Source organism: Actinospineispora acaciae DSM 45401 (assembly GCF_000620785.1).
Taxonomy (GTDB): Bacteria; Actinomycetota; Actinomycetes; order Mycobacteriales; family Pseudonocardiaceae; genus Pseudonocardia; species Pseudonocardia acaciae.
Genome location: NZ_JIAI01000002.1, coordinates 62137 through 74433 on the forward strand (window position 1 = coordinate 62137; position 12297 = coordinate 74433).

Sequence of the window (12297 nt, forward strand, 5' to 3'; positions counted from 1 at the left end):
CCGTGCCCACGAGCAATGCCACCCGCGAGATCAGCGACACCGTCGCCGAGATCATCGCCGACGTCCGGGCGAACGGCGACGACGCGGTGGCCAGGTGGTCACAGAAGCTGGACGGGTGGGCGCCGGACTCGTTGCGGCTGGACCCGGACGCGGTGGCCGCCGTGCTCGCCTCGCTGCCCGAGACGGTGCTGGACGACCTGCGCTACGCCCAGCGCCAGGTGCGCACGTTCGCCCAGGCGCAGCGCGACTCGCTGACCGACTTCGAGGTGGAGACGCTGCCCGGGGTGTTCCTCGGCCAGCGCAACATCCCGGTCTCCGCCGTGGGCGCCTACGTGCCGGGCGGCCGCTACCCGCTCACCGCGTCCGCGCACATGACCGTGCTCACCGCGAAGGTCGCCGGCGTCGAGCGGGTGGCCGCCACCACGCCGCCGCACCAGGCGGCCCCGCCCCCGATCAGCGTGGCCGCCATGCACCTGGCCGGCGCGGACGAGATCTACGTGCTCGGCGGCGTGCAGGCGGTCGCCGCGCTGGCATTCGGCACCGAGTCCGTGCCGGCGGTGGACATGGTCGTCGGGCCGGGCAACGCCTACGTCGCGGAGGCCAAGCGGCAGCTGTTCGGCGAGATCGGCATCGACCTGCTGGCCGGCCCGACCGAGGTGCTCATCGTCGCCGACCACACCGCCGACCCGTTCGTGGTGGCCACCGACCTGCTCAGCCAGGCCGAGCACGGGCCGGACTCGCCGGCCGTACTCATCACCACCGCCGAGGAGGTGGCGCGCGGCACCGAGGCGTGGATCGAGCGGCTGCTGGTGAACCTGCCGACCCGCGAGGTCGCCGAGCGGGCCTGGCACGACCACGGCGAGGTGCACGTGGTGGCCACCCTGGACGAGGCGTTCGCGCTGGCCGACGAGTACGCCAGCGAGCACGTGCACGTGCTCACCGCGGAGCCGCGCATCGGGCTGGCCAGGATGCGCAACTACGGCGCGCTGTTCCTCGGCGAGAAGACCTGCGTCGCGTTCGGCGACAAGGTGATCGGCACGAACCACGTGCTGCCCACCCGCAAGGCGGCCCGCTACACCGGCGGGCTGTGGGTCGGCAAGTTCCTCAAGACGGTCACCTACCAGGAGGTTCGGGACCCCGCGAGCAGCGCCGAGCTGGGGGAGCGGTGCGGGCGGGCGTCCCGGTTGGAGAACTTCGAAGGCCACGCCCGCTCCGGCGACGTCCGAGCCGCGCGCTACGGCTCGGCCCCGCTGCCGTGGACGGACCACTCCGTCTGAACCCTGTGAGGCGAGCCTGATATCAACGAGCGGGAGGCGACATGACCAGGGTGCTCTACCTCTACGGCGGCTGGCCCGGCCACCAGCCCTACGAGGTCGCGCGGTGGGCACGCTCGCTGTTCGCCGAGCTGGGCTACGACGTGGTGGAGACGAACGACGTGTTCGCCCTGGACGCCGACCTCACCGGGTACGACCTGATCGCGCTGAACTGGAACAACGCCCTGGTCACCGAGGGCCTGAGCGCCGCGCAGGAGGCCGGCCTGCTCACGGCGGTGGAGAACGGCACCGGGGTAGCGGCCTGGCACGGAGCGGCGGCCGCGTTCCGCGCGAGCCTGAAGTACCACTGGCTGATCGGCGGCAGCTTCCTGGAACACCCCGCCGGCGAGGGCGTCAGGTACCCGTACTCGGTGACGATCACCGACCCGGACCACGAGATCACCAGGGGCGTGACCGGCTTCGACGTCGCGTCCGAGCAGTACTACATGTCCGTCGACCCCAACAACCACGTGCTGGCCGAGACGGTCTTCACCGGCGACCAGCTGCCCTGGCTGGACGGGCTGCGCATGCCGCAGGCCTGGACCCGCACCTGGGGCGCCGGCCGCGTGTTCTACAGCGCGGTCGGCCACGACCCCGAGGACCTGGCCATCCCGCAGGTCACCCGCCTGGCCAAGCAGGGCTTCGCCTGGGCCGCCCGCACCACCGCGAACTAAGGAGCACCCGAATGCCCACGCTCACCGGCGGCCAGATCGTCGCCCAGACCCTGCGCAACTACGGCGTCGAGTACGTGGCGGGCATCCCCGGCCACGGCATCTGGTCGCTCACCGACGCGTTCCTGGACGACCCCGGCCGCATCCCGTTCGTCCAGACCTACCACGAGCAGAGCGCCGTGCACCTGGCCGACGGCTACTACCGCGCCACCGGCCGCCCGATGGCCGCCGTGACCTCGATCGGCGCCGGCGCCAGCAACACCGTGATCGGCATGGGCACCGCGTTCACCGACTCCACCAGCGTGCTGGTGATCACCGGCGGGCCGCCCACGCACATGCGCGGGCACGGCCTGCTCCAGGAGCTGGACAGATACACCGCCAACGACTTCCCCAAGGTCGCCGAGGCGGTCACCAAGCGGCACTGGGTGGCCACCCGCGTGGAGGAGCTGCCGTTCATCCTGCACCGCTCGTTCAACTCGATGCTCACCGGACGCCCCGGCCCGGTGCACGTCGAGGTGCCGATGGACGTGCAGGCCGAGAGCGCCGACGTCGAGCTGCACGACCTGGCCCGAAGGGTTCCGGTCGGCCGCCCGCACCCCGACCCGGTCGCGATCGAGCGCGCCGCCGGCGTGCTGCGCGCCGCGACCCGTCCGGTGATCGTGGTCGGCGGCGGGGCGATCAGCTCGGACGCCGCCGGCGCGGTGCTCGCGCTGGCCGAGCGCTGGTCGGTCCCGGTGGTCACCACCTGGAACGGCAAGGGCGGGTTCCCGGAGGACCACCCGCTGTTCGCCGGCAGCGTCGGCCAGACCGGCACCGTCGTCGGCAACCGCATCGCCGCGTCGGCCGACGTCGTGGTGGCCGTCGGCTGCCGGTTCACCGACTGGTCGTCGTCCAGTTACGCGCGGGGCGTCAGCTTCTCCATCCCGCCCGCGAAGCTGATCCACATCGACGTCGACCCGCACGAGATCGGCAAGAACTACCCGGCCGAGGTCGGCATCGTGGCCGACGCCCAGCGCGCGGTCACCGCCCTGACCGACGCCCTCTCGGGAACCCCGCACCGCGCCGACTACCTCGCCGAGCTGCAAGAGCTGCGCCAGCAATGGGAGGACACCCTGGCCGAGCGCCGCGACAGCCAGCGGTTCCCGTTCACCTCGCAGCGACCGCTCGGCGCGCTGCGCGCCGTCCTGCCCCGCGACGCGATCATCGTGGCCGGCTCCGGCAACACCCAGGGTGCGGTCAAGCAGACCTTCCCGGTCTACGAGCCGCGCACCCACCTGACCTCCGGCGGGTTCTCCAGCATGGGCTGGGCGGTGCCGGCCGCCGTGGGCGCCAAGCTCGGCCGGCCGGACCGGGTGGTGGCCTGCGTGCTCGGCGACGGCGACTTCCTGATGACCGCCCAGGAGATCGCGCTGGCCGTCACCGCCGACGCCCCCGTGGTGTTCGTGGTGCAGAACAACGCCGGCTACATGTCCATCCGGGGCGGGCAGCGCAAGCAGACCTCCCGGCACATCGGCACCGAGTTCAACCGCCCGGACGGCACCCCGTACAGCCCCGACTTCGCCGCCCTCGGGGCCGCGTTCGGCATCGAGTCGTGGAAGGTCTCCGAGCCCGGCTCGCTGGAGCCGACGCTGCGCAAGGCCGTCGAGTCCGGCGCGCCCGCGCTGGTCGAGGTGCCCACCGACCGCGACGCCGCCGGCCCCTGGGTCCCCGGCTGGTGGGACTTCCCGGTGCCGGCCTACATCCGCGACGAACGCCAGGACGAGTACCACCGCATCCGCGCCACCGAACAGCACCTCTGAGGGGACGAGACAATGGGCAGGCTCGACGGCAAGGTCGCGTTCATCACCGGGGTCGCGCGCGGCCAGGGCCGCTCGCACGCCAAGTTCGGCGTCACCGGCCTGATGGAGGTGATGGCCAAGGAGCTCGGCCGCCACCACATCAGGGTGAACAGCGTGAACCCCACCTGCGTGGACACCCACATGATCCAGAACCCGGTGGTGTACGGCCTGTTCAAGCCCGACCTGCCCGACCCCACCAGGGAGGACGTGACGGACGCCTTCGCCGTCACCCATCTGCTGCCGGTGCCGTGGATCGAGCCGCGTGACGTCAGCGAGGCGATCCTCTGGCTGGTCGCCGACACCGGTCGCTATGTCACCGGCGCCCGCATCCCCGTCGACGCCAGCTTCATCCTCCAATGACGCTCGCCGAGGACGCCCACGCCGTCCTGCTGCCCGTGCTGGACGGCCTGACCCTGCCCGCCTGGGCCGAGGACTTCCTGCGCGCCGGCGGCCGCGCCCTGCTGCTGGGGGAGACCCGCGAGGAGTACGTGGCCAGGCGGATGTCCGAACACCGCCGCCGCACCGAGCGCGCGGAGGCGTTCACGGCGCTCGCCCGCCGGGCCGCCGAAACCGCCGGCGCACCGGTGCTGATCGCGGTGGACCAGGAGCCGGACGGCATCCAACGGCTGCACGGGCTGGTGGCGCCCCTGTCCGAACCGGCCGCCGAGCCCGTCGCGGCGGCCCTGGCCACGGCGGCGGACGCCCGCGCGCTGGGGGTCACCATGTTCCTTTCCCCGGTGCTCGACGTCCTGACCGGGGAGAACCCCTGGCTGGCCGGCCGAACCATGGCCGCCGACCCCGCCGAGGTGGCCCGCCTGGGCGCGGCGTTCATCCAGGGCACGCAGGCGGCCGGCGTCCTGGCGGTGGCCAAGCACTTCCCCGGCTACCGCGCGCTGCCCGCCGACCCCGCCGTCACCGACACCGAGCTGCACGGCACGCTGGCCGACCTCGAACCCGGCCTCGCACCGTTCCGAGCGGCCATCGACGCCGGCGTGGCCGCCGTGATGCTCGGCCCCGCCACCGTCACCGCCCTCGACGCCCAGCAGCCCGCGAGCACCTCACCGCCGGTAACCCGCCTACTCCGCAACGGTCTCGGCTTCACCGGCCTGATCGTCACCGACGACCTGGACGCCCCCGCCACCGCGCGCGGCCGTTCGCTCACCGACACCGCCGTGGCCGCCCTCACCGCCGGCGCCGACCTCCTGCTCCTCGCCGGCGGCCCCCACCTGCCCGAGCTAGCGACCGCCATCGACCGCGCCGTGGCCGACCGCCGCCTGAACCCCGACCGCCTGCGCACCGCCGCCGCCCAGGTCCGCTCCCACACCCCCACCCCCTGAACCGCCCGCGAGTCGGGGATCCTGGCACAGTGAGTCGGGGTTCCTGGCACATCCCGCGCCGGTTCACGCATAGTGCATCAAATCAGTTTGATGTATTCTACGGCTCGTGGTCGAGCAGGTACCCGTTCCGCTGGTGATGCGGATGGCCGCGCACCCGTTGCGGTGGGCGCTGCTGAGCGACCTGGCGGCCAGCGACCGCCGGGTGCGCGAGCTGGTCGCCGCCGTCGATGAGCCGCAGAGCCTGGTCTCCTACCATCTGCGGCTGTTGCGCTCGGCCGGGCTGGTCACGATGCGGCGCAGCAACTTCGACGGGCGCGACAGCTACTACCACCTCGACCTCGCGCGTTGCGGCACCGCGTTCGCCGAGGCCGCCTCGGCGCTGCACCCGGCGCTGGCTCCGGCAGCCGCGAGCCCATCCGAGACCGCCGGGGGCGCGGTGTTGTTCCTGTGCACGGGGAACAGCGCGCGTTCGCCCATGGCGGAGGCGCTGCTGCGGCGCCGTTGTGGCGGGCGGGTCGAGGTGGCCAGCGCGGGCAGCCATCCCAGGCCCGCGCTGCATCCGAACACCGTGCGCGTCATGCGGGAGTGCTACGGCATCGACCTGCGCGGCCACCGCACCGGGGGGCTGTCGGCCGTTGCCGGTCGCCGTTTCGACTACGTGGTGACGCTGTGCGACAAGGTCCGCGAGGTGCCCCGCGATCACGGATCCGCCACGAGCGTGCACTGGAGCCTGCCCGACCCACCGGCCGCCGCGGGCACCGATGATGCCAGCTACCCCGAGTTCCGCCGGGTCGCGGCCGAGCTCGACGTCCGCAACCGGTTCCTGTCGAACCTGCTCACGCCCACCCTCAGGAGTGCCGATCATGTCGAACACCGCAACTGAACAGGCCAGCGTCCGGTATCTCGTCGATGACGTCACCGCCGCCGTCGACTTCTACACCAACCACCTCGGCTTCACCCTCGACCTCGACGGCCGCCCCGCCATCGCCATCGTCACCCGGGGCCCGCTGCGGCTGCTGCTGGCCGGCCCCCAGAGCTCCGCCGGCCGCCCGATGCCCGACGGCGCCGTCCCGCAACCGGGCGGCTGGAACCGGATCCACCTCATCGTCGACGACATCGCCGCCGAGGTCGAACGGCTGCGCACCGCCGGCGCGAGCTTCCGCAACGACATCGTCAGCGGCCCCGGCGGACGACAGATCCTGGTGAACGACCCCGCGGGCAACGTCGTCGAGCTGTTCCAACCCGCCGCCCGGTGATCACCGCGACCCTCGGCATCCTGCGCCGATGGTGGCTTCCGCTCGCCTACGGGGCGGTGTTCGTCGCCGCGCTGTCGGCGCCGCATCCCACACCCGGGCAGGTGCGCGACTGGGCCGACACGACGGGGCCCGTCGCCCCGCTGATGTTCCTGATCGTGCACAGCCTGGTCACGATCGCGCCGTTCCCTCGGACAGTCCTCACCCTCGGCGCCGGGCTCCTGTTCGGCCCCGCGCTCGGCATCGGGCTGGCCGTCATCGCCACGACGGTCAGCGCGGTGCTGGCCTTCCTGCTGGTGCGCGCCCTCGGCCGGGACCGGCTCGCGGCCCGGCTGACCCACCCGACGGTTCGCGCCGTCGACCGCCGCCTGGAGCGCCGCGGCTGGCTCGCCGTCGGGTCACTGCGGCTGATCGCCCCGGTGCCGTTCTCGATCGTCAACTACTGCGCCGGGCTCTCCTCGGTGCGACTGTCGCCGTACGCGCTGGCCACCGTCGTCGGCATCCTGCCCAACACCATCGGCGTGGTCCTGCTCGGCGACGCCCTGACCGGCACCACCGAACCCGCCCTGCTCGTCCTCTCGGCGGCCTGCCTCGCCGTCGGCGTCATCGGCCTGATCGTCGACGCCAAGATCGACGTCCGCACCGTCAGTAGATGATGGACACGATCTGGCAGGCCGCCTCGGCCAGCCGGCGCTCGCCGCTGATCCGGGCGCGGGCGAGCGCGGTCGCGGGCGCGATGCCCCGGGTGCACAGCAGCCACGCGGTCTCGGGGTCCAGCTCGACGCGGGCGGTGGGCTCGCCGGCGGGCGGCTCGGCCAGCGACCAGCGATCGGTCCCGGCGGTGGCGGTCCAGGTCCCGCCGGCAGGGCCGTCGACGCCCACCTGGACCTGGGCACCGGCCGGGGCGGTGACCTCCCGCAGGGTGTGCGGCAGCGCGCGCATGAAGGTGTCCAGGACCACCGCCAGCACGCCCGGCTCGGGATCGGTGCGCTGACCGACCGCGTGGCGTACCTGCTGGCGGTGGGTCCAGTACTCGGTGAGGTCCCGGGCGCAGTCGAGCCACATCGGGGCCGGGTCGACCCCCGCCCAGGACACCCCCATCGAGGGCCGGTCCAGGTCGACGCCGGCGAAGAACCGCGCGAGCTGCCCGCCGACCAGGTCCAGGGTGTCGACCAGCGCGGCCGGGCTGACCCGGGCGAACGCATCGACCCACTCCTGGTTGATGCGGTGGATGAACGCCTCCAGCGTCTCGCCGCCCGAGGGCGCCGGCCCACCCCGATGCGCGTCCCGGTCGCGGGCCAGCCGCCCGTACGCGTCGCCGAGGACGTGCGCGGCCAGGTCGCGCACCGACCAGCCCGGCACCGCCTCCCGGTCCCAGTCGGCGGGCCGCAGCGCACGCAGCGTCGCCATCATCGCGGCGTGCTCGGCGGCGAACAGCGGACGGGCGTCGATGGGCGGGCCGAGCCATGAGACGGTCATCCGGACACCCTGCCATCCGGCCTCGGCACGACCGCCGCGCCGGTGGCCCGCTCAGTCGAACGACGCCACCAGCGCGTCCACCTCGGCCTGGTCCGGTCCCTTCGAGCGGGCGTTCGGGCGGGCTCCGGTCGTGTAGCCGACGAGCAGGAGCAGCTCGTCGGGCCGAGGGGCGTCCGGGACGGCGACGGTGATGGTGTCCATCGCGTCCAGGTCCCAGCCCTGGTCGAGCGGCCCGACGAGGACGTCGATCGAGCCGCCGGCGGTACCGATCTTCGCGTTGCCCGGGATCAGCATCCGCCCGCGCCGCAGGGTGGCCCGCATGGCCATGCCCAACCTCGGGTGAATCAGCGCGGCGCCGTGTTCAGGGTCGCCGCCCGTACCGATGAGCGCCGCCTTGCCGTACGCGCGGATCGCCGCCGGGTCGCCGATCCGGTCGAGCGCCCGCGTGGTCAGCTCGACCCCGAGCTGCTCGGACAGCTCGACCAGCGGCGTGAGGTCCGTCGGCGCGGGCGTGCCGGCCAGCGGGTTCGGAGCCACCGCGCCCACCACGACGCGGGTCAGCGGCGGGGACACCGGGAGCCCCGACTCCGCATGAACCTGCTCCTCGAACTGTACGAACTTGCGGACATTCATCCGAGTGGCCACGTCGCCTCCTTGCGCCTGTGTCCAGGAGAGTAGCCACTTTGCGGCGGTCCAGTGGCCGGGTTCGAGGGCGTAGCCTCCGCACCCATGCAGCGGATCGCCGTCATCGGCTGCGGCGGGTCCGGCAAGACCCACCTGGCCCGGCGGCTCGCCGCCGTGCTCGACCTGCCGTTGACCCACCTGGACGGCGCCTACTACGACTCCGGGTGGAACCCGCTGCCGCAGGACGAGTTCGCCGCGCTGCAACGCACGATGGTGACCCGGCCACGATGGATCATCGAGGGCAACTATGCCGGCACCCTGCCGATCCGGCTGGCCTCGGCCGACACCGTGATCTTCCTCGACCTTCCGGCGATCACCTGCCTGGCCGGGATCGTGCGGCGCAGGTGGCGCTACCGAGGAGGCCAGCACCCGGAAGCCGGCGTCTACGACCGCATCACCTGGAGCTTCGTCCGCTACATCCTCGGTTACCGCTCCACCATGCGCCCCCGTGTTCGGCGCCTGCTGGCCGAGCACGCCCCGCACGCCCGGCTGGTCACCCTGACCAGCCGCCGCCGCGCCGCCCGGCTGGTGGCCCGGCTTCGGGCCTCTAGCCGCCCAGGGCGCCCTGGGTGTTCACGTACAGGGAGTAGAGGCCCCGGCCGGTGGTCATGAACAGGCGATTGCGCTTGCGGCCGCCGAAGCACAGGTTGGCCGGGCGCTCGGGCAGGGCGATGTGGCCGATGCGCTTGGCCGCCGGCGAGAGCACCAGCACCCCGTCGATGCCTTCCTTCGCCGCGCCGTAGGCGCACCACACGTTGCCGTCGACATCGCAGCGGATGCCGTCGGGTGACTCGCCCGTCTCGCAGTTGAAGAAGACGCGGCCGTTGGCCAGCTTCGTGCGGTTCTCCACCACGTCGTAGGCGCGGATGCTGACCGGTTTGGAGTAGGAGTCGACGATGTAGAGGATCTTCTCGTCGGGGGAGAAGGCCAGGCCGTTCGGCGCGGTGACGTCGCCCGCCACGACCGTCGCGGCGCCGGTGGCGGGGTCGAGGCGATAGACGTTGTTCGGCAGTTCGGCCGTGGCCTTCTCGCCCGAATAGTTGCCGGCGATGCCGAAAGGCGGGTCGGTGAACCAGATTGAATTGTCCGAGGCGACGACGACGTCGTTGGGCGAGTTCAGCGGTTTGCCCTCGAACCGGTCGATCAGGACGGTGATCGTGCCGTCGGGCTCGGTACGGGTGACGCGGCGCCCGTGTTCGGCGGTGATGAGACGGCCCTGGCGGTCGCGGGTGTTGCCGTTGGCGTAGTTCGAGGGCGCGCGGAAGACGCTGGTGGCCCCGGTCTCCTCTTCCCATTTCAGCATGCGGTTGTTGGGGATGTCGCTCCACAGCAGGTAGCGGCCGTCGCCGAACCAGACGGGCCCTTCGGTGTAGCGGGTGCCGCCGGTGGCGATCCGCTCCACCGCCGCGAAGAAGACAATGTACTTCTCGAAGCTCGGATCGAGCGCGCGGACGCCCGAGTCGGGATAGCGCGCGCTGGGCTGGAAATCGCGCCCGGAGCCCTGGCCGGGGCCTGGGATGCCGCTCGGGGCGGTGTCACCGCCGGAGCAGCCGGCGGTGGCCATTCCGACCGCCGCCATCGCGGCCCCGCCGCGCAGCAACGTCCGCCTCGACACGGCCATGATGGTCTCCCTCCGCGGGCTCCCGCCGATGCGGGAATCTTGTTTCGAGCTTAACGCAGGGAAACGAGCCAGAAAAAGGGTTCGAGGCGATGTGCTAACCAATATCGCCGATGTTACGAATGTGACGGTTCGAAACCGGAGCGGCCCGTGTCGCCGGCGACGGTCGACCATTGACAAAGCGTTCGTCGACGCGCTAAGGCCGAGGTCGAGAATGCGTTTCACCAGATGGTGCGTTTCACTAGATGGTGCACTTGTTCGGATCCCCGATCGTCGCGCCGGCGGTCGTGTCGCCGACCGGACGGGGCGCGGCGCGGCGGCCGGCCACGACGACGGCGAGCGCGCGCCCAGCCCGTCGAGGCCGACCCCACCGCGCGTTCGCCCCTTGCCGGAGCCCGGGCGCCGAGCGGTGGATCGCGTCGCACTCAACACTTCCTTTCGTTTGGACAAATTGGTCGGGCACGACATGTCTCCCAATGTTGTGTGCGACAGTTCTCCAATATAGCGAAAGTGTGCGAGCGGATTAGTGGATAACGGGACTGGAGATAGGTGTGTGGCCGGAGATGATGTGCCACCGCCGCTTGACCTGTGAGGCGCAGTGGGTATCCTGGCGACGCATCGCCGAAGAGTGGTCGGCCGAAGTCGGGCCGGCGACCACCAATTCCGTGATAATGGTGTGCCCTGCCGTGCGACGGTGAGAAGGACGGAGTTTGTTCTATGCCTGTCGAGCATCGGCGGGGTGTTGTGGCGCTCGCGTTGACGGCGGCTTTCATGGTTTTCGTCGACGGTACGATCGTGCACCTCACGCTGGCGCAGTTGGCCTCGCAGCTGCACGCGTCGCGTTCGGACCTGGAATGGGTCGTCGACGCTTATACGTTGTCCTTTGCGGCCGTGATGTTGGGGGCCGGCGCGGTCACCGATGCGTTGGGGGCGAAGCGCGCTTTCGTCACCGGCCTGCTCGTGTTCACCGCCGCCTCGGCGGTCTGCGCGGCGGCCGGGTCGATGCTGGTGCTGAACCTCGCGCGGCTGGTTCAGGGGGCGGGCTCGGCGCTGCTGTTGCCCAGCGCGCTGGTGCTGGCCACCGCGAGCGCGGCCGACGAGCGCGCGCGGCATCGGCTGGTGGGCTGGTGGGCGTCCGCGGCGGGGGTGGGCATGGCGGTCGGGCCGCTGTTCGGCGGGGCGCTGGTCTCGCTGGCGGACTGGCGGGCCGTCTTCGCGGTCAACGTGGTGATCGGCATCCTGGCCGTCGGGTGGAGCCTGCGCGCGATACCCGCGGTGCCGGCAAAAGAGCGGCACCGCCTCGATGTCGCCGGGGTGGGCGCGGCGACGGTCCTGATCGGCGGCCTGGTGTTCGCGCTCATCGAAGGCCCGGTCCGGGGCTGGGGCAGCCCTCCGGTCCTCGCCGCCGCCGGGCTGGCCGTCGCGGGTGTCCTCGGCTTCGTGGTGGCCGAACGGTCGGTGCGGGCACCGTTGCTGCCGGTCGGTGTCTACTCCGACCGCGGCTTCGTCACCGCCGCCGTCCAAGGGGCGCTGTTCAACTTCGCGTTCTACGGGCTGCTGTTCGCGATGAGCCTGATGCTCCAGCAGGGCCGTGGGCTCGACGCGTTGACCAGCGGGTTGTTGTTCCTGCCGCTCACCGGGCTGATCCCGGTGGGCACGATGTGCGCGGCACCGTTCGCGCAGCGCGTCGGCCGGCGCGCGGTGCTCGGGATCGGACAGGCGGCCCTGGCCGTCACGCTGCTGGCCGTGGCGTGGGCCGGCACCGCACCCGCGCTCTGGCCCCTGGTCGTCGCCCTGGTGCCCACCGGGCTCAGCGCCGGCCTGCTGGCCCCGACGATGATCTCCCAGTCGATCGCCGCCGTGGAACCCGCGCTGCACGGCGCGGCATCCGCCGCGTTCAACACCTGCCGTCAGGTCGGCGCCGCGATCGGCATCGCCATCTTCGGCCCCGTCCTGGGGACCGCACAGGGCCTCGCGAGCGGGTTCGTGGCCTGTGTCGTCGTCAGCGCCGCCGCGACCGCGGCCGCGCTCGTACTGACCTCCCTGGTCCGGCCGGCCCCGGCCGTGAAGGCGCTGGCGGCCTGACGGCCGGGCGCGTGAGTAG

General features: G+C 72.2%; 13 protein-coding genes. 10 read left to right on the forward strand and 3 right to left on the reverse strand.

Annotated features, from left to right (window positions below):
- Window positions 1-2 precede the first annotated feature (2 nt).
- From hisD to N912_RS50805, 8 genes are all read left to right on the forward strand, one after another.
- Window positions 3-1277 (forward strand): histidinol dehydrogenase, encoded by a 1275-nt coding sequence (gene hisD, locus N912_RS0109835; RefSeq protein ID WP_028922294.1) that lies wholly within the window; start codon window positions 3-5, stop codon window positions 1275-1277.
- Between the two features lie 41 nt (window positions 1278-1318).
- The gene (locus tag N912_RS0109840) at window positions 1319-1987 is read left to right on the forward strand and encodes a ThuA domain-containing protein (RefSeq protein ID WP_028922295.1); all 669 of its coding nucleotides are present in this window, start codon (window positions 1319-1321) and stop codon (window positions 1985-1987) included.
- An 11-nt stretch (window positions 1988-1998) separates the two neighbouring features.
- Complete coding sequence (locus N912_RS0109845) at window positions 1999-3783, forward strand: thiamine pyrophosphate-binding protein (RefSeq protein ID WP_028922296.1); 1785 nt, start codon at window positions 1999-2001, stop codon at window positions 3781-3783.
- A 12-nt stretch (window positions 3784-3795) separates the two neighbouring features.
- Window positions 3796-4182 carry an SDR family oxidoreductase gene (locus N912_RS50795; RefSeq protein ID WP_051579988.1) on the forward strand — a complete coding sequence of 129 codons (387 nt, stop codon included), beginning with the start codon at window positions 3796-3798 and terminating at the stop codon, window positions 4180-4182.
- A complete protein-coding gene (locus N912_RS0109855; protein ID WP_028922297.1) occupies window positions 4179-5159 on the forward strand; it encodes a glycoside hydrolase family 3 N-terminal domain-containing protein in 981 nt (326 codons plus the stop codon). Before N912_RS50795 ends, N912_RS0109855 begins: the two co-directional genes overlap by 4 nt.
- A 136-nt stretch (window positions 5160-5295) precedes the next feature.
- Window positions 5296-6042 (forward strand): arsenate reductase/protein-tyrosine-phosphatase family protein, encoded by a 747-nt coding sequence (locus tag N912_RS50800; protein ID WP_037064540.1) that lies wholly within the window; start codon window positions 5296-5298, stop codon window positions 6040-6042.
- Window positions 6023-6415 (forward strand): VOC family protein, encoded by a 393-nt coding sequence (locus tag N912_RS0109865; RefSeq protein WP_028922298.1) that lies wholly within the window; start codon window positions 6023-6025, stop codon window positions 6413-6415. Before N912_RS50800 ends, N912_RS0109865 begins: the two co-directional genes overlap by 20 nt.
- Window positions 6412-7068 carry a TVP38/TMEM64 family protein gene (locus N912_RS50805; protein ID WP_245645233.1) on the forward strand — a complete coding sequence of 219 codons (657 nt, stop codon included), beginning with the start codon at window positions 6412-6414 and terminating at the stop codon, window positions 7066-7068. Before N912_RS0109865 ends, N912_RS50805 begins: the two co-directional genes overlap by 4 nt.
- Here the strand turns inward: N912_RS50805 and N912_RS0109875 are convergent.
- A complete protein-coding gene (locus tag N912_RS0109875; RefSeq protein WP_028922299.1) occupies window positions 7058-7891 on the reverse strand; it encodes a maleylpyruvate isomerase family mycothiol-dependent enzyme in 834 nt (277 codons plus the stop codon). The genes N912_RS50805 and N912_RS0109875 overlap by 11 nt on opposite strands.
- Before the next feature lie 51 nt (window positions 7892-7942).
- Window positions 7943-8536: an amino acid synthesis family protein gene (locus tag N912_RS0109880; protein ID WP_156993363.1), complete on the reverse strand. Its 594-nt coding sequence runs from the start codon at window positions 8534-8536 to the stop codon at window positions 7943-7945.
- An 84-nt stretch (window positions 8537-8620) separates the two neighbouring features.
- On the opposite strand from N912_RS0109880, the gene N912_RS50810 reads away from it, so the two are divergent.
- On the forward strand, window positions 8621-9187 hold the full coding sequence (locus N912_RS50810) for a P-loop NTPase family protein (protein WP_051579989.1): 567 nt from the start codon (window positions 8621-8623) through the stop codon (window positions 9185-9187).
- Here the strand turns inward: N912_RS50810 and N912_RS0109890 are convergent.
- On the reverse strand, window positions 9123-10154 hold the full coding sequence (locus tag N912_RS0109890) for an SMP-30/gluconolactonase/LRE family protein (RefSeq protein ID WP_211261202.1): 1032 nt from the start codon (window positions 10152-10154) through the stop codon (window positions 9123-9125). The genes N912_RS50810 and N912_RS0109890 overlap by 65 nt on opposite strands.
- Window positions 10155-10964: 810 nt before the next feature.
- Here N912_RS0109890 and N912_RS50815 point away from each other — a divergent pair.
- Window positions 10965-12278, forward strand: a complete 1314-nt coding sequence (locus N912_RS50815) for an MFS transporter (protein WP_169747856.1) — start codon at window positions 10965-10967, stop codon at window positions 12276-12278.
- Window positions 12279-12297: the final 19 nt, after the last annotated feature.

Excerpts from the sequence above, each read along its gene's own strand:
- N912_RS0109840 (WP_028922295.1), top strand. The coding sequence starts at position 1,319 with ATGACCAGGGTGCTCTACCTCTACGGCGGCTGGCCCGGCCACCAGCCC.
- N912_RS0109845 (WP_028922296.1), top strand. The coding sequence starts at position 1,999 with ATGCCCACGCTCACCGGCGGCCAGATCGTCGCCCAGACCCTGCGCAAC.
- N912_RS50795 (WP_051579988.1), top strand. The coding sequence starts at position 3,796 with ATGGGCAGGCTCGACGGCAAGGTCGCGTTCATCACCGGGGTCGCGCGC.
- N912_RS0109855 (WP_028922297.1), top strand. The coding sequence starts at position 4,179 with ATGACGCTCGCCGAGGACGCCCACGCCGTCCTGCTGCCCGTGCTGGAC.
- N912_RS50800 (WP_037064540.1), top strand. The coding sequence starts at position 5,296 with ATGCGGATGGCCGCGCACCCGTTGCGGTGGGCGCTGCTGAGCGACCTG.
- N912_RS0109865 (WP_028922298.1), top strand. The coding sequence starts at position 6,023 with ATGTCGAACACCGCAACTGAACAGGCCAGCGTCCGGTATCTCGTCGAT.
- N912_RS0109875 (WP_028922299.1), bottom strand. The coding sequence starts at position 7,891 with ATGACCGTCTCATGGCTCGGCCCGCCCATCGACGCCCGTCCGCTGTTC.
- N912_RS50810 (WP_051579989.1), top strand. The coding sequence starts at position 8,621 with ATGCAGCGGATCGCCGTCATCGGCTGCGGCGGGTCCGGCAAGACCCAC.
- N912_RS0109890 (WP_211261202.1), bottom strand. The coding sequence starts at position 10,154 with ATGGCGGCGGTCGGAATGGCCACCGCCGGCTGCTCCGGCGGTGACACC.
- N912_RS50815 (WP_169747856.1), top strand. The coding sequence starts at position 10,965 with ATGGTTTTCGTCGACGGTACGATCGTGCACCTCACGCTGGCGCAGTTG.